This window comes from uncultured Aliiroseovarius sp. (assembly GCF_947497285.1).
GTDB lineage: Bacteria > Pseudomonadota > Alphaproteobacteria > Rhodobacterales > Rhodobacteraceae > Aliiroseovarius.
In genome coordinates this window covers 493,589-510,727 of the sequence record NZ_CANMFT010000001.1, presented here as the reverse complement: position 1 = coordinate 510,727, position 17,139 = coordinate 493,589, and the positions used below count along the sequence as shown (strand labels likewise).

Here is a 17,139-nt window from a genome sequence, read left to right as displayed (position 1 = left end):
TAATCTTTCCCCCTGTAGGACATCGTGATTTGCCTTATTAATATAGCCAACACACCATATATTGGTCGTCGGTTCCCGTTTAACACGAATGACTTTGCCGTTCCTCAGGTCGAAACAGATGCCATGCCCAGCACAAGATCGTCCCAAAAGAACGAATAATTTGGCCGTTTCAGCCGCAATCTTGCCCAGATTGGCTGGCACTTCTTGGGCCTGCCGGGAGCAGTCCGTGCGCAAATCCGACTCGCGCACCTTCTCCTGGAAAGAGGCCCCGACGGCAGAATGCTTGAATGCGGGCTCGAACTGGAAGGAATGAGTCAATGAGTGGCAGTGTTGCGCTACAGACAGACCCCGAACCGATCGTCGCGTGCACGATCTCTAGGGATGTTCAGAATTTCGATCTTCTGATCGAAGACATGGAGGCCGAACTGGGCGAAGCCTGGGGCGACCTGACGATGGAAGATGCCATCACTTTCTTTGCGCAACCCGATGCGGATGCCTTGGAATTTGTGGCCATCGCGCTGGACGAACAGGACGAAGCTGATCTGTCAAAGGTCGCAGGGGTCATCAAGGCCGCCGTCGAAAAAGATATCAAGGTCATCGTGATTGCCGAAGAGGTAAGCCCGATCGCCTTGCACCAGCTTTTGAAGCTGGGGGCCGAGGAATTCGTCCCCTACCCGCTTCCCGAAGGGGCGTTGCACGATGCGATCACGCGTTTGCGCGCCGCCGCATCCACCCAGCAAACCGATGTGGACGCAGGCGATCATGCCACGACGCTCAAGCCCAAGGGGGACCGCGAAGCTGTTATTTTGGCAGTGCACCCGATGGCTGGCGGCACCGGTGCGACGACACTTGCGGTTAACTTGGCGTGGGAGCTGACCCAAACCAATAAGAAAGACCCACCGCGCGTGTGCCTTTTGGATTTCGGTCTGCAATTCGGGTCCGCCGCCACCTATCTGGACCTGCCCCGTCGCGATGCGGTTTATGAACTGCTGTCCGACACCGAGATGATGGATCAGGACATCTTCATGCAAGCGTTGCTGACATATGGCGACCAGTTGCAGGTTCTGACCGCGCCATCTGACATGCTGCCTTTGGATCTGGTGACAAGTGAAGATATCCAGCGGGTTGTCGAAATGGCGCGTTGCAATTTCGATTATGTCATAATCGACATGCCCAATACGCTGGTTCAGTGGACGGAAACGGTCCTGCACGCGTCCCATGTCTATTTTGCTACGCTTGAGCTTGATTTGCGCTCGGCGCAGAACACGTTGCGGATGATCAAGGCCCTGAAAGCCGAAGAGCTGCCCGTCGACAAGCTTCGCTATGTGCTTAATCGCGCACCGAAGTTCACAGATCTGGCTGGCAAATCGCGGGTCAAGCGTCTGGCGGAAAGTCTGGATATCTCGATCGAGGTTCAGCTGCCCGATGGTGGCAAGCCCGTGACCCAGGCAGGCGACCATGGTGCACCCCTTGCATCGGCGGCGGCGAAAAATCCGTTGCGCAAGGAAATCCAGAAACTGGCCAAGTCTGTTTACGATGTTAATCAGGCCGAAGCGACAGCCAACTGACCCCCGGAGGCACGATGTTTTCCCGCTACAAAAAACCCGCCAAGACACCCGCCAAAGGCACCCCGCAACTGAAAGCGGTGGACGGTGGACGTTCGGCAGAGGCGACGCCTGAAAAGGCGAAGTCGCCCAGCGCGGCGGATTCCGCGGCAAAGCATTCCGTCACGCGCCGTCAACTACCGGCACAAGACGCCAAACCGGTCGCCGGCGACAAGGAACGCAAACGCAAAGAGCGGTTGGGCGACATCAAGACCGAGCTTCACAAAGAGCTTCTGGACAACCTGAACCTTGGTGCGCTGGAATCCGCTTCGGAAAAAGACCTGCGTTCGGAAATCACTGATATCACGTCAGAATTCCTGACCACACGCGACGTTGTTTTGACCCGCGACGAACGTTTGATGCTCAATCAGGAGCTCTACGACGAAGTGAAGGGCCTTGGCCCCCTTGAGCCGCTTTTGCAAGACGACACCGTCAACGATATTCTGGTGAACGGACCGCAGCAGGTCTTTGTCGAACGCGATGGTCGGCTTCAACTGACCGACGTGACCTTCAAGGATGAACGCCACCTTCTGCGCATCATCGACAAGATCGTATCGGCGGTTGGTCGTCGCGTGGATGAAAGCAACCCGCATGTCGACGCCCGTCTTGCGGATGGTTCGCGCTTCAACGCGATGGTGCCGCCGATTGCGGTGGACGGATCGCTTGTTTCAATTCGTAAATTCAAGAAAGACAAGCTGGGCATCGACGAACTGGTGAATTTCGGCGCGTTCTCGGAAGAGATGGCCGCCTATCTTCAGGCCGCCGTCGCCACCCGGCTGAATATCATCGTATCGGGCGGGACCGGTTCTGGTAAAACGACGACGCTGAACGCGCTCTCGTCTTTCATCGACAATTCGGAACGCATTCTGACGATCGAAGACACGGCCGAACTTCAACTCCAGCAGACCCATGTCGGCCGGATGGAAAGCCGCCCCTCGAACGTCGAGGGCAAGGGCGCGGTCAGCCAACGCGACTGTCTGAAAAACGCCCTGCGGATGCGTCCTGACCGGATCATCGTGGGGGAAACCCGCGGCGAAGAAGTCATCGACATGCTACAGGCCATGAACACCGGCCACGATGGGTCAATGACGACGATCCACGCCAACTCGGCCCGTGATGCGGTGTCGCGTCTGGAAAACATGGTCGCCATGGCCGGGATCGAGATGCCGCTGAAAGCGGTGCGCAGCCAGATCGCTTCGGCTGTGAACCTGATCGTTCAGGCCAGCCGCTTGCAAGATGGCTCGCGCCGTATGGTGTCGATCACCGAGATCACCGGCATGGAAGGCGAAGTCATCTCGATGCAGGAGGTGTTCCGCTATGAACGTCTGGGCCTTGCGCCCGACGGCAAGATCATCGGACGCTTCAACGCGACCGGCGTGCGGTCGCATTATTCTGATCGCTTCCGTCAGTGGGGCTATGATCTGCCCGCATCCATTTACGAACCCTGGAGCGAATGATCCATGTCCATTTCCATTGAGCCGATCCTTTATGGTCTGATCTTCCTGGCAGTGCTGCTGTTGGTCGAAGGCATCTATTTGACCGTGTTCGGCAAGTCGATCAGCCTGAACAACCGCGTGAACCGGCGCCTCGATATGCTCGAAAAAGGCGCGGCGCGCGAAGAGGTTCTGGAAAAGCTGCGCAAGGAAATGGGCCAGCACGTTCGCGCGCAGGGTATTCCGTTTTATTCCTTGCTTGCCACCAAAGCCCAGAAAGCCGCAATTGCGTTCACACCGGGTCAGTTGGTGATGATCATGGGGCTGTTGACGGTCTTTGCCTATGTCGGGCTCAGCGTCGCCACTGCGGCGTCGCCACCCGTGCGCATCGGTGTGTCGATCGTGATGGGCATCGGTGGTGTCTACATGTGGATCAACAACAAGGCCAAGAAGCGCACATCGATGATTGAAGAACAGCTGCCCGACGCCGTCGAACTGATGGTGCGCAGCTTGCGCGTCGGACACCCGTTTTCGTCGGCCGTGCAGATCGTCGCAAAAGAGGTTCCCGACCCGCTTGGCACCGAAATGGGCCTGATCGCTGACGAAAGCGCCTATGGCCGTGACGTGGGCGAAGCCCTGTCTTCGATGGCGGAACGCCTTGATAATCAGGACATGCGATTTCTGGCCGTTGCGGTGACCATTCAACAGACCTCGGGCGGCAATCTTGCCGAAATTCTGGACGGTCTGGCCAAGGTGATCCGGTCGCGCTTCAAGCTGTTTCGCCGGGTCCGCGCCATCACCGCCGAGGCGAAATGGTCCGGCAACTTCCTGTCGGGCTTCCCGGTTCTGGCGTTGGTGATGATCAACCTGATCCAGCCCAACTATTACGACAAGGTGCGTGACACGCCTTATTTCATCCCGGCCTGTCTGGTTGTTGCCGGCTTTCTTGTGGCGAACATCTTCGTCATGCGCATGCTTGTAAACATCAAGGTCTGAGGGGGTCAGACGGACATGGAACAGATCAACACTATTCTGACAGACCTGATGGGCCCGATGGGTCCGATGATCGCCGTCGGTGGGGTGGGGCTGTTGTTTATCGTCTTCGCTCTGCCCTTCTTGTTGAAGCGCACCGTTGATCCGCTGGACAAGCTGCGCCAAACCCGTGAACGCGGTGCGAAGGCCGGGCAAAAAGCCGACCTGCGTGTCGCATCCGGCTCCAATAAGCTTGAGAAATACTCGGCCTTTTTGGAACCGCAGGACGCGGAAGAATATTCAGCCATACAGTTGAAACTGCTTCAGGCGGGTTATCCCGGCAAGAACGCCGTGCGGACGTTCCACTTTTCCCAGTTTGCACTTGGCATCGGGTTGCTGATCTTTGGCGTCTTTCTGACCATCCTGAAAACCGCCAACGAACAGGAAATGTCGACACAAGCCCGGATGTTGTGGATCCTCGTGCCAGGTGTCTGTGGCTATCTGTTGCCGAAATACTGGGTCACGCGCCGGGTCGAAGAGCGCAAGGAAGAGATCACCAACGGTTTCCCCGACGCGCTGGACATGATGCTAACCTGTGTTGAGGCCGGCCAATCGCTGGACCAGTCGATCTTGCGCGTCTCCAAGGAAATTCGCGCCTCCTATCCGGCGCTGGCGGATGAATTCACCATCGTCTCGAACGAAATGAAGGCTGGTAAAGACCGCATTCAGGTGCTCCGTGACATGTCTGAACGCTCGGGCGTGCCAGATGTGGCCAGCTTTGTGACCGTGATGATCCAGTCTGCGACCTTTGGCACCTCGATCGCGGATGCGTTGCGGGTCTATGCCGCGGAAATGCGCGACAAACGGGTTATGCGGGCGGAAGAGAAGGCAAATACCTTGCCCACCAAGATGACACTTGCCACAATGATGCTGACAGTTCCGCCGCTTCTGATCATCCTGATCGGTCCGTCGATCTATGACATCTATCTGACCCTCAAGCAGGTCCGGTTCTGACGCCGGCATCGGGCCGCGCGAAGGAGAGCACTTTGACCACGCGCCGCCCTGCCCCACCGGCTTTCATTCGACCGGCCCTTTTCCTGGCATCAACCACAGACCGGCTGCGCGTGCGTGGCGGTCTTGGTGTTTTGATTGTGCTCGCGCTGGCAAGCTGCCAGACGCCCAACGGGTTTCCGGCAAAAGACGGCAATCCCTATGCCCCGACGGCCCTGAAGCGCGGCGAAGAATCCATTGACGGCTTGACCGTTGGCCACCGCCTGACGGCTGCGGGCGAACATGAACTGGCCCTGAAGGCCTATCTGCGTGCCGCCAGCGAACAGGGCATCACCGTCGATGTGCTGTCTGCCATCGGGTCAGCCAACCTCCAGCTGGGCCGTTTGGGACAGGCGGAACGGCTTCTCAGAAAGGCCACGCAAACGGACAGCACCTTCGTTCCCGCATGGAACAATTTGGGCGTTGTGCTGATGGAAACCGGCCAAACGGGCGAAGCGGCCCGTGTCTTTCGGATCGCGTTTGGGCTGGATCGTGGCCAATCTGCCCAAATTCGCGAGAATTTACGCTTGGCGCTCGCAAAAATGGAAAATCCCGACTATGATGAAGCGCATAATGATACATTCGCGCTGGTTCGGCGAGGAACGGGAGATTACCTGCTTCTGTCCGAAATCTAAGCGAAGACACGAGCAGTAAAAGGACGCAAACATGCGCCATCCCATCTTTTTGTCGCTCTGCCTCGGCAGCGCGGTCGCACTTTCGGCCTGTGATAAGTCGAAATCCGGCGGCGAAGACGTCGAACGCGCTATGGCTGATGTCAACGTGATCGACGAAAGCAACCTCAATGACATCATGTTGACCGTGGGCGACCCGAACGAGGCCGCCGCCTATTTCCAACGTGCCGTAAAGGGTGCGCCGGATCGGATCGACCTGAAACGCGGTTTGGCCCAATCGCTGGTGCGCGCCAAGCGCCCGGCAGAAGCGATTCCGGTCTGGAAAGCGATCGTAGCGAGCGCCGAGGGCACGCAAACCGACAGTGTCAGTCTGGCAGATGCCTATATCCGGGCTGGCGACTGGGATCAGGCCGAAGCGGTTCTGGACAAGGTGCCGCCCACCCACGAAACCTATCGCCGTTACCGGCTTGAGGCGATGATCGCCGACAGCAATGAAGAATGGAAGAAGTCTGACAGCTACTATGAAACGGCGGTTGGGCTGACAACGCAGCCCGGTTCGGTTCTGAACAACTGGGGTTATTCCAAACTGACTCGCGCCGATTTCAGCGGGGCGGAAAAGCTGTTCGCGCAGGCGCTGGACTATGACAACAAGATGTTCACAGCCAAGAACAACCTTGTTCTGGCGCGCGGTGCGCAGCGCAAATACGACCTGCCGGTCATTCCCATGACCCAGATCGAACGCGCGCAGCTTTTGCACACCTTGGCGCTGTCGGCTATTAAGCAAGGCGATGTAGCGACCGGAAAAGGGCTGCTGCAAGAAGCCATCGACACGCACCCACAGCATTTCGAAGCCGCGACGCGCGCGCTGGAAGCGCTGGAAAACAACGTCTCGAACGGGTGAGCGGCACATGACGACCGCGTTGACAAGTTGGGCAGCGACCTTGTTTCTGCCCTTCGCCGTTCCGATTTCCTTGTGGGTTGCCTGGTCTGATCTGTCGCGAATGAAGATCCCCAACAAGGCCGTCATGGCACTGACGGTGGTGTTTGCGATCGTCGGGCTGATTGCCTTCGACCTGAACGAATATCTGTGGCGCTGGCTGCACCTCGTGGTGATCCTGGTGATCGGTTTCGTGATGAATATGGGGCGGATGCTGGGCGCAGGCGATGCCAAATTCGCCGCCGCCATGGCGCCGTTCGTCGCACTTTCAGATGCGTATTTCGTGCTGATGTTGTTTGCGGTGATGATTGTGGTGGGCTTCGTGCTGCACCGCATGGCCAAGAAAATCACGCCATTGCGCAACGCGACGCCAAACTGGGAAAGCTGGACGCGGCGAGATTACCCGATGGGGCTAAGCCTTGGCGCGACGCTGATTTTTTATCTTGTGATTGCAGCCTTCGCCGGCGCCTGAGCGCGCCACGATCGAACAAAGCCAAAGCCCCCGCAAGCATCGCTTGGCGGGGGCTTTTTCGTGGGGCCACGCTCAGTCTTGTGCAGAGGTTTCTTCATCCGGTTCTTTCGGTGGCGCGACCTTGATCGGGCGTTCACCGGGCAGGCTATAGAGCGTGTATAGCTCGGTGCGCCGCACCTCTTTCACTGCATCGAACCAAGGCTGGCCGGTGACCTCATCAAGGATTTTCTTGCTGGTGTCAGGTGACAGCGGGCAATGCGGCAACAACAGGTAATCGGCATTCTCGATCCCGGTCAGGTCCCCGTAATACCACGGCGCGCCACCTTCAAGCGGCTTCAGGTCGCCATACATCCAATAGCTGGACAACAGGTCCGCCGTGAACAGCGACTTGTCGCGCCCCTGATCCCATTCAGCGATGTCATCGGCAAGGGTCTTGAACCACGCGACCATGCCAAGCTCCAGTGAACAGAACTCTAACGTGCGGCCCTTGAACGTGACGGTCGTATCTTCGCGCGCCTTTTCATCGTAGTAGGCGGCAAAAGGTGTGTCCGGACCATCCAATGCGCGGCGCACATCGACGCGATAGGCGCGTGGCGCGAAGGTTTGCAGATCCTCGTGCACCCCCGTGCCAGGCATCAAGGCAGCGTAGTCCTCGACGTCCGTGGCAAGGTGGCGGAACGGGCTTGCCGCCATGTTCAAGAAACTTGGCGTGCCAAAACACAACGCCGCCAGCGCCACCGCGGAAATCGCTTTTTGCATATCCCAGCCAAAGCCGCTGAAGACAGGGCCGTTCGGCCGCATGGAAAACAGCAAAATGCCCAGAAGCCAAAGCCATTGCGGATCATTTCCGAAGTTTTGATACGTGACATAGAAGAATGCGGGCACAAGCAGCAAAAGCGTCAGCCCCTCGGCCTTGCGCCCGGCTTGGCGCAGAAAAATCACGGCAAGGACGGCCACCAGCGATCCGCCCAGATAGGCAGGCGCGCTGACCACATCACCGAAGGCGCGACCCGGTTGCGGGCGCACGTCCGACGCCGCCACGTTCAGCAGATCGCGCAGATAGGCCAGCCAGAACAGCGGCGTGCCCGCCCAAAGCGTGACGACAACAGCCGCCACAGCGCCGGTCAGAGCCGCCCACAACACCGTGCGCCACGCCCCCCGCGCCAAAAGCCCAACAAGGATCGGTATGAAAAAGGCTGCGAAATAGGTCACCTTAATCAATGCCATCGCGGCCATCGCCAATCCGACCACCACCCCATCGATGCGCGGATTGTCGCCTTCGCGCCCCGGCAGTATCGTGGTTGTGATCGCCAAAAACGCCGCCGCCCAGGCCCAACGGTTGTAATGCATCGAGATCGAGACGGAATCATGCGCCTCGCCATGCACCAACGCCACCGCGTAAACAAGGATCGTGGCTGCGAAAAGCAGCGCCCATCCCCCCTCGAACCGCGACTTTGCAACCCACCAGGCTACTGGAAAAAACACAATGGCAACAAGGAATTGGCCTGCCAGAATGGCCTGACCGACGCCATAACCTGCCTCAAGAAACACGGTGATCGGCGCAAAGGCCAGAACCCCGATCGGGGTGACAAAATCGAGGTGCGGCCAGTCGCCATCCCCCATCCGCAACAACATCTGAAGCAGATGCAGCGTGTCGCCTTCATGCTTGCCGATGAAGAAACCGCCCTTCGAAAAGGTCACAATGGCAAAGAGCCCCAACAGCCCTGCCATAAAGGCTGCCAAAATCTTTCCTTTATTTGCGCTCATACCTGCCCTCATTCTTTTGTAGCCAAATTAGCGCCAATATGGTGATACGCAACGCTTTGTAATTGTTCGGCCAAGTTAATGGTTGGGCGATTCAAAACCGCAACATAAGATCGAGCATGCCTATGAATGTGCAGAACACGGACATCATCGCCCCCCCGCCCGCCATGAGCTTGGCCGAGACGGGACTGACCAACGTGATGATGCGGGATATCCTGCTGAAAACCATGTTCCGAACCAATCTGGAACAGATCTCTGACCTTGAACGCGTTCTGTGCCTGCCGGCACGCGTCGTGCAGGAACTGATCGACATGAGCCGGGATGGCGGTCTGGTCGAAGCAATGGGCACGCTTCATGCAGGATCGAAATCTTCTGAAATGGGCTATCGGCTGTCTGACTCGGGTAAGGCGCGCGCGCTTGATGCGCTGTCGCAGTCCGAATATTTCGGCGCCATGCCGGTGCCAATGTCGGTCTATGCCAAACAGGTCAAGCGTCAGTCGATCCGCAACATCCACATGTCGCGTGATCAGTTGACCGGTGCGATGGGACATCTGATCTTGCCGCCTGACCTGCTGGACCAGTTGGGCCCGGCGGTCGGATCGGGTCGGTCGATCCTGATGTATGGCCCTCCGGGTAACGGGAAGTCCTCGATCTCGAACGGGATCCGTGACGCACTTGGCGACCGGATCTATGTCCCGCGCGCGATTGAGTATTCTGGTCAGGTGATCACGGTCTATGACCCGATTGTGCATACCGCGGCCGAGGAAACCGCCGATGATCCCGCCGCGCTGCGCCGGACCTCGAAAAAGCACGACCGTCGCTATGTGCTGTGCGACCGTCCCACCGTGATCACCGGGGGTGAATTGACGCTGGACATGCTGGATCTGGTCTATAACCCGACCGCGCGGACCTATACGGCGTCTTTGCAGCTGAAATCTTCGGGCGGCGTCTTCATCGTCGACGACCTTGGCCGCCAAGCTGATCCGCCCCAGGCGCTGATCAACCGCTGGATTGTGCCATTGGAAGAAAACAAAGATATTCTGGCCCTGCAATCGGGTGAGAAATTCGAGGTGCCGTTCGACACGCTGGTCATCTTCTCGACCAACTTCCACCCGAACAAGATCTTCGACAAAGCGGCATTGCGCCGGATCTTTTACAAGATCAAGATCGACGGCCCGGATCAGGAAGGCTTTCTGAAAATCTTTGCGATGGTGGCAAAGAAGAAGGGCTTGCCGCTTAATCAAGATGCGTTGATCCACCTTTTGAAGAACAAGTATCCGACGATTGACAATATCTATGCAAACTACCAGCCGGTCTTCCTGATCGACCAGATCTTGTCAATTTGCAGCTTCGAAAAAATTCCGCCGCAAATGACGCCTGAACTGATCGACCGGGCATGGGAAAACATGTTCGTGAAAGAAGAAGAAATCGTGCACTAGCACGCTGTTCCAGCACGCATTCAGGGGCGACTTGCGGATGGCCGCACGTCGCCCTTTTTTGTGCCCAACCCATTTGCGGCATGTTCACGGCGCAGCGCTTTGCTTATCCTGCCCACATGACCACCCTGCCCCCTCATGTCGACCGCTGGTTCACCCAGCGCGGTTGGACCCCGCATCCGCATCAACGCGGGATGCTGGAACAAGCGAACGACCCGGCCTTGATGCTGATCGCGCCCACAGGGGGCGGCAAAACGCTTGCTGGGTTTCTGCCGACGCTGGTCGAACTGGGCGAGGCCCCCGGTCCGGGATTGCACACGCTCTATATCTCGCCTCTAAAGGCGCTGGCCGCCGACATGCGGCGCAACCTGATGACGCCCATCGAGGATATGGAGCTGGCGATCCGGGTCGAGGATCGCTCAGGTGACACCACCCAAACCCGCAAGAAGGCCCAACGCGCCGACCCGCCGCACATCCTGCTGACCACGCCCGAGAGCCTCGCGCTGTTGCTGAGCTACGAGGATGCGCCGCACATTTTTGCGGGCCTGAGGCGCGTGGTGGTGGACGAGCTGCACGCCTTGGCGGAAAGCAAACGCGGCGATCAACTGATGTTGTGTCTGTCGCGGTTGCAGGCGCTCTGCCCCGACCTCAAACGCGTCGGGCTGTCGGCCACGGTCGAAGACCCGCCTGCGCTGGCTCAATTCCTTGCCCCGCACCCAACCCGGTGCGAAATTATCGAAGCCGACCCCGGCCCCGATCCCGACATCGCAATGCTAACCACCGACACCCCGCCCCCGTGGTCGGGCGGCGGCGGGCGCTATGCGATCCGCGAAGTATTGGACGAGGTCGCAAAACACAAGACCACCCTGATCTTCCACAACACCCGTGCGCAGGCCGAGATTTTCTTTCACGAACTCTGGATGGCCAATGACGCCGCCCTGCCCGTCGGCATCCACCACGGCTCGCTGGCGCTGGAACAACGCAAGAAGGTCGAGGCCGCGATGGTTGCGGGCCAATTGCGCGCCGTGGTCTGCACGGGGTCGCTGGATCTTGGGCTTGATTGGGGCGATGTCGATCTGGTCATTCAAGTGGGCGCGCCTAAGAACGTCAAACGGCTGGTGCAGAGGATCGGGCGGGCCAATCACCGATACAATGCGCCGTCAAAAGCGCTGATCCTGCCCGCTAACCGGTGGGAAGTCATCGAATGTCACGCCGCGATCGAGGCTGTGCTGGCCCACGACCTTGACGGCGATCCGCGCGGCCCCGGCCCGCGTGATGTGCTGTGCCAGCATATCCTGATCACCGCCTGCGCCGCGCCTTTCGATGCCGACGCCCTTTTCGCCGAGGTGACGACCGCCGGCCCCTATGCGGATCTCACCCGTGCCGATTTCGATGCCTGCCTCGATTTCGTGGCAACCGGAGGTTACGCTCTGCGCGCCTATGACCGCTGGCAGCGGCTGATGCAACGCGCCGATGGGCAATGGCAGTTGCGCGACCCGCGGCTGGCCCAACAGGTGCGGATGAATGTCGGCACGATCATCGACACCGATACGCTGAAGGTGCGGTTGAAGGGGCGGTCGCGCGCCTCGGTCGGCAAGCCTTTGGGCGAGGTCGAAGAAAGCTTCGCTGCCTCGCTGGTGCCCGGCGACACGTTCCTGATGGGCGGCCAGATCGTCCGCTTTGAAACCCTGCGCGAGATGGAGGTGCAAGTCAGCCGCGACCGGGGCCGCAAGCCAAAGCTCGCGGTGTTCTCCGGCACCAAGTTTTCGACCTCGACGCAGCTGTCGGAGCGCATCCTTGACCTGCTGCAGCGCACCCCCCTGCCCGACCTGCCCCGCCACACGCTGGACTGGATCGAACTGCAGCGCGAGGTCAGCCAGCTGCCCCGCTCAGGCCGCATCCTTGTCGAAAGCTTCGACCACGAAGACCGGCCCCATACCTGCATCTATGGCTTTGCGGGCAAGAACGCGCAGCAGACGCTGGGCCTGATGGTCACCCGCCGGATGGAGGATATGGGACTTGGCCCGCTGGGCTTTGTCGCCACCGACTATGCCACGCTGATTTGGTCCGTGTCGCATCTGGACAACCCGGCGCAGGCGCTGGACGCCACAGGCCTGCGTGACGGGTTGGACGGATGGCTTGCGGAAAACGCCCTGATGAAACGCAGCTTCAAGGGTGCGGCCACCATCGCCGGGCTGATCACCCGCAACCTGCCGGGCAAGCGATCTTCGGGGCGGCAGGCCACGTTCTCGGCCGACATCCTTTACGACACGCTCCGGAAATACGACCCGGACCACCTGTTGCTGTCGATCACGCGCGACGAGGCGATGCGCGGGCTGATCGGCTTTGGCCGGATTGACGAAATGCTGGCACGCACCGGCGGGCTGATCGACCATGTTCATCCGGGTCGCGTGACGCCCTTCGCCGCCCCTCTGTTCCTTGAGGTCGGCAAGGTGCCGGTGGACGGCGCCGGGGCAGACGCCCTAATGCGCGCCGAAGCAGATCGCCTTATGATGGAAGCCGGGCTGGTATAGCGCACCACGCGTCGTAATAGCTTGCAATAACGCGGGAAATCGACTTTCTAGACTATATGAAGGGGTACGACTTTAATTTGGCTGGGGTGAAGCTGACCTTGCTGCCATCCGGTGCGTTGTGGTGGCCGGACGAGTGGCTTTTGTGCGTGTCCGACCTGCATCTTGGCAAATCGGAACGCATGGCGCGCAAGGGCGACGCGATCCTTCCCCCTTACGAAACGCGCGACACGTTGCACCGTCTTCAAACCGATATCGAGGCATCTGGCGCACGCACCGTGGTCTGTCTGGGCGACAGTTTCGATGACCTTGAGGCGTCCGACAACCTTCCCGAGGTTGAAGCGCAGTGGTTGAACCGCCTCATGGCCGGGCGCCGCTGGGTTTGGATCGAAGGCAACCATGATCCCGGCCCGATTGAGTTCGCGGGCACCCATCTGGCCGAGCTGTTGCACCCTCCGCTGCACTTTCGCCATATCGCACGGGTGGGCGCGGCGGGCGAGATCACCGGGCATTTCCACCCCAAGGCGCGACTGCACATCAAGGGGCGCACGGTCAGCAGGCCTTGTATGTTGTTCGACGGCGACCGGGTGATCATGCCGTCCTATGGCACCTATACGGGTGGGTTGCGGTCCGACCACTCTGTCCTGTCGCGCCTGATGCGGCCAGAGGCCATCGCGGTCCTTCTGGGTGACCCGCCGCAGCCAATCCCGATGCCGCGTTAACCGGGTTTGACGCCGCGTTCCGGGTTCACAATGCGCGGGTTATGTTAGTCTTGGCTGACGCAAAGGATTGCTCATGACCGACATACCCCAAGACACCGTAACAAAAATCCGCGACAGCTTTGCGGCACAGAACCTGATGACGTTGATCGGCGCTGACATAACCGATCTGCGGTATGGCTTTTGTCAGATCACCGCACCGATCCCGGACACGATGCGCCAACAGCACGGGTTTGGTCACGCGGCCCTGACCTTTGCGTTGGGCGACACAGCGGCGGGCTATGCGGCGCTGTCCGTCATGCCCGACGGTCACGAGGTTCTGACCTCGGAAATCAAGATCAACCTGCTTGCGCCCGCCAAGGGTGACAGGCTGGTCGCCGAAGGGTGCGTGTTGCGCATTGGCCGCCGTCTGATCCCGGTCGAAGCCGATGTCTGGGCCGAACAGGACGGCCAGCGCACGCTGATCGCCAAACTTCTGGGCACGATGGTTCCCGTGTCCACACCACCTGCCGCAACGTGACAGTTGGCCCGGCTGCCGACAAACGGCACACTCGCGCCTAAGCCCAATCAGGAGATCCCCATGTCCGACCGCGTCCGCATCACTGAAGACAACCAAGTGGCCACCGTCACCCTGACCCGCGCCGACAAGCGCAACGCGCTGGACCTTGAAATGATCCGCGCCATCGTGGCCGCAGGCGAAACCCTTGCTGCGCGCAAAGACATTCGCGCCGTGGTTCTGGCGGGCGACGGGCCTGCGTTTTCAGCCGGGTTGGATCTGGCCGCGATGCCAGAAATCGCGCAGTTCGCCATGCAGGGCGGCGTGTTTCTGGAGCGCACGCATGGCAATTCGAACCTGTTCCAAGCTGCCGCGATGGTTTGGGCAGAGATGCCACAACCCGTGATCGCAGCCGTGCATGGCTATGCGTTCGGCGGCGCGTTCCAGATCATGCTGGGTGCGGACATGCGTATCGCCGCGCCGGATACGCGCTTTTCGATCATGGAAGGCCGCTGGGGCATCATCCCCGACATGGGGGGCATGGTCCTGATGCGGCGCTTGGCGCGCGGGGATGTGATCCGCAAGCTGACCTATTCGGCTGAACAGTTCGAGGCACAACAGGCGCTGGACTGGGGGTTTGTGACGGAACTCTCCGACACCCCGCAGGCGCGCGCGCAAGCGATAGCCGCCGAGATTGCGCAGAAATCCCCCGACGCCATCCGCGCAGCCAAGGCGCTGATCCGCGACACCGAGTTGATGGGCTGGAAAGACACGTTGCTTGCCGAAAGCCGCGCGCAGGAAGCCTTGATGGGCAAGCCCAACCAGATGGAAGCGGTGATGGCTGGCATGCAAAAACGCGCGCCGAAGTTCAAAGATTAAGGTCGAGCAGCAGCAAAGCTGCCCCTTGTCAGGGATGCGCCACCAACGGCTTTCCATTGTCGACATGGCGCCTGACCAGCGTGTCGATCTGTTTGGCCTTGGTCGGACTGCGGCGCGCCATGGCGGGGGCGTGGGCATCTGTGGCAAGCTCAGGGAACAAGGTCATAATCTCCTCATAGGCTGCACGACCCACGCTTTTGAGCGCCTCCTGCCCGGCAAACAGGCTTTCCGCCGGCGCGCCTTCAGCAAACACCACCTCGTGACTGTCAAAGAGCATGTGGAAATAGGTGACCGGTTCCGCGACGGTGTCAACGGCGATACCCGGCATGCCAACCAGCTTCTTGGCCGCGATCAGCACCTCGTCACCACCAAACATTCTTGCCGCAATCGGCGAACGCACCAACATGCGGTGCTGCGGGGACACCAAAAGGTCACGCTTGGGCAACCCGTCGCCCAAAGCCCCGGCGCAGATCCTGATCGGGTGCAGCTTCGGCGCCAAGGCCAAAGCCCGCAGATCCAACGCGCTGGCACCAATCCAACGTATCGGCTGCGCCCCATTGTCAGCAGTCAACACCATATCACCGACCTGCAACTGCTCGACCTTGCACGCGCCTTCGGGCGTGTCGATCAGCGTGCCAGAAGCAAAGCAGATCACGACGCTGTCTGCTGGGATTGAGGGGCCGTTATTGGTCACCGAGCTAACGGTCAGCGTGGTGTTCAACGGCGGTATGTCACCGATGAAGGCTATGAAATATCCTTGCTCGGGACCGGGCCATTGCATTGTGCCGTTTCCGTTAAGGTCATAGTCCATCACACCAACCTCATAGGTGTTGGTGCCGTCCGTGACCTCGATCGTATAGTCCCAAGTGATCGCACTGCCGCCCAAGGTCTGGGTTGGATCATTGGGGGTTTCGTTGGTGCTGCTGTCACCTGAGATGATCGTGGGATCGGCGCCATCAGTGATGGTGATCTTGCTGTAGGAGCTGATCTGAAACGTCGATCCTATGGTCGCATAGGTCGCCGTGTTGTTTGACATCGTGGTGTCAGTGCGAAAAGCACCATAGATCGAAATAGACATTGCATTCCCGTTGCGGTCTGGCGACAGCGCAACACGTGGCCCTCACAAAAACAGCAGGTCCACGCACGGTGTCACAGGGTCAAGGCCCGAACAGGCCAAGCTTTCAAACCAAGTATACCACAAAGACCAAGGCGCGCGCCGATCAAATCTCTGACATCCGGGGACCGAGTTGTCTGCGCGCAACACTGCGGTCAGGTGTTAAGCCGTCAGGCCTTCGGGTTCGACCAGCCCGTTTGCACGGCAGCACGCCGTCAGGGTGTTGGCCAGCAGGCAGGCGATCGTCATCGGGCCAACGCCACCCGGCACGGGGGTAATCGCACCGGCAACTTTGGCCGCACTTTCGAAATGCACGTCGCCCACAAGGCGGGTCTTGCCCTCGCCCTTTTCGGGCGCGTCGATGCGGTTGATGCCAACATCAATCACGGTCGCACCGGGTTTGATCCAGTCACCCGGCACCATCTCGGCGCGACCGACGGCGGCCACGACGATATCGGCGCGGCCCACAACGTCGGGTAAGTCCTTGGTCCGGCTGTGCGCGATGGTGACGGTGCAGCTATCGCCCAGCAGCAATTGCGCCATCGGTTTGCCGACGATGTTGGACCGGCCAATCACCACCGCATCCAGACCCGTCAGCGACCCGTGATGGTCGCGCAGCATCATCAGGCAGCCCAGCGGCGTGCAGGGCACCATGGACTTCTGACCCGTGCCCAACAGGCCGACATTCGAGATGTGGAACCCGTCCACGTCTTTTGCCGGGTCGATAGAGTTGATGACGAGATCTTCGTTCAGATGGCCGGGCAATGGCAATTGCACAAGAATACCGTGCACAGCCGGGTCATTGTTCAGCTTGTCGATCAGCGCCAGAAGGTCGGCTTCGGACGTGTCCGCCTCCAACTTGTGCTCATAGCTGTTCATGCCAACTTCGACGGTCTGTTTCCCTTTCGAGCGGACATAGACCTGGCTGGCAGGGTCTTCACCCACCAGCACGACGGCCAGACCGGGTGTGATCCCGCTTTCGTCTTTCACCCGTGCCACATGGGCGGCGACCTTTTCGCGCACCGTGGCCGCGAAGGCTTTGCCATCAATGATCTGAGCTGTCATCGCCCACTCTCCTTGTATCGTGTAAATGGGTCTTT

The 17,139-nt window shown here is 59.6% G+C and carries 15 protein-coding genes; 12 read left to right on the top strand and 3 right to left on the bottom strand.

Annotated features, from left to right (window positions below):
* Positions 1-317: 317 nt before the first annotated feature.
* From Q0864_RS02410 to Q0864_RS02380, 7 genes are all read left to right on the top strand, one after another.
* Positions 318-1,568, top strand: a complete 1,251-nt coding sequence (locus Q0864_RS02410; RefSeq protein WP_298565776.1) for an AAA family ATPase — start codon at positions 318-320, stop codon at positions 1,566-1,568.
* A 14-nt stretch (positions 1,569-1,582) separates the two neighbouring features.
* Positions 1,583-3,061: a CpaF family protein gene (locus tag Q0864_RS02405; RefSeq protein WP_298565773.1), complete on the top strand. Its 1,479-nt coding sequence runs from the start codon at positions 1,583-1,585 to the stop codon at positions 3,059-3,061.
* A 3-nt stretch (positions 3,062-3,064) separates the two neighbouring features.
* Positions 3,065-4,033: a type II secretion system F family protein gene (locus tag Q0864_RS02400; RefSeq protein ID WP_298565771.1), complete on the top strand. Its 969-nt coding sequence runs from the start codon at positions 3,065-3,067 to the stop codon at positions 4,031-4,033.
* 15 nt (positions 4,034-4,048) lie between these two features.
* A complete protein-coding gene (locus Q0864_RS02395; RefSeq protein ID WP_298565768.1) occupies positions 4,049-5,023 on the top strand; it encodes a type II secretion system F family protein in 975 nt (324 codons plus the stop codon).
* Between the two features lie 131 nt (positions 5,024-5,154).
* Entirely contained in the window at positions 5,155-5,694 is a 540-nt protein-coding gene (locus tag Q0864_RS02390) for a tetratricopeptide repeat protein (RefSeq protein WP_298566173.1), read from the top strand.
* 31 nt (positions 5,695-5,725) lie between these two features.
* Complete coding sequence (locus tag Q0864_RS02385) at positions 5,726-6,592, top strand: tetratricopeptide repeat protein (protein WP_298565765.1); 867 nt, start codon at positions 5,726-5,728, stop codon at positions 6,590-6,592.
* A 7-nt stretch (positions 6,593-6,599) separates the two neighbouring features.
* On the top strand, positions 6,600-7,100 hold the full coding sequence (locus Q0864_RS02380; protein WP_298565762.1) for a prepilin peptidase: 501 nt from the start codon (positions 6,600-6,602) through the stop codon (positions 7,098-7,100).
* 72 nt (positions 7,101-7,172) lie between these two features.
* On the opposite strand, the gene Q0864_RS02375 is transcribed toward Q0864_RS02380, so the two are convergent.
* Positions 7,173-8,867: a hypothetical protein gene (locus Q0864_RS02375; RefSeq protein WP_298565759.1), complete on the bottom strand. Its 1,695-nt coding sequence runs from the start codon at positions 8,865-8,867 to the stop codon at positions 7,173-7,175.
* Between the two features lie 122 nt (positions 8,868-8,989).
* On the opposite strand from Q0864_RS02375, the gene Q0864_RS02370 reads away from it, so the two are divergent.
* The 5 genes from Q0864_RS02370 (at position 8,990) to Q0864_RS02350 (ending at position 14,925) form a co-directional block, all read left to right on the top strand.
* Positions 8,990-10,303, top strand: a complete 1,314-nt coding sequence (locus Q0864_RS02370) for an ATPase (protein ID WP_298566172.1) — start codon at positions 8,990-8,992, stop codon at positions 10,301-10,303.
* 116 nt (positions 10,304-10,419) lie between these two features.
* Positions 10,420-12,834 (top strand): ligase-associated DNA damage response DEXH box helicase, encoded by a 2,415-nt coding sequence (locus tag Q0864_RS02365; RefSeq protein ID WP_298565757.1) that lies wholly within the window; start codon positions 10,420-10,422, stop codon positions 12,832-12,834.
* Positions 12,835-12,890: 56 nt separating this feature from the next.
* Positions 12,891-13,553, top strand: coding sequence for a ligase-associated DNA damage response endonuclease PdeM (pdeM, locus tag Q0864_RS02360; protein ID WP_298565755.1), 663 nt, complete (start codon positions 12,891-12,893; stop codon positions 13,551-13,553).
* A 73-nt stretch (positions 13,554-13,626) separates the two neighbouring features.
* Complete coding sequence (locus Q0864_RS02355; protein ID WP_298565752.1) at positions 13,627-14,070, top strand: PaaI family thioesterase; 444 nt, start codon at positions 13,627-13,629, stop codon at positions 14,068-14,070.
* A gap of 60 nt (positions 14,071-14,130) precedes the next feature.
* A complete protein-coding gene (locus Q0864_RS02350) occupies positions 14,131-14,925 on the top strand; it encodes a crotonase/enoyl-CoA hydratase family protein (RefSeq protein WP_298565750.1) in 795 nt (264 codons plus the stop codon).
* Between the two features lie 28 nt (positions 14,926-14,953).
* On the opposite strand, the gene Q0864_RS02345 is transcribed toward Q0864_RS02350, so the two are convergent.
* Positions 14,954-16,003, bottom strand: a complete 1,050-nt coding sequence (locus Q0864_RS02345; protein WP_298565748.1) for a Hint domain-containing protein — start codon at positions 16,001-16,003, stop codon at positions 14,954-14,956.
* A gap of 198 nt (positions 16,004-16,201) precedes the next feature.
* Positions 16,202-17,104, bottom strand: coding sequence for a bifunctional methylenetetrahydrofolate dehydrogenase/methenyltetrahydrofolate cyclohydrolase FolD (gene folD / locus Q0864_RS02340; RefSeq protein ID WP_298565746.1), 903 nt, complete (start codon positions 17,102-17,104; stop codon positions 16,202-16,204).
* Positions 17,105-17,139 lie beyond the last annotated feature (35 nt).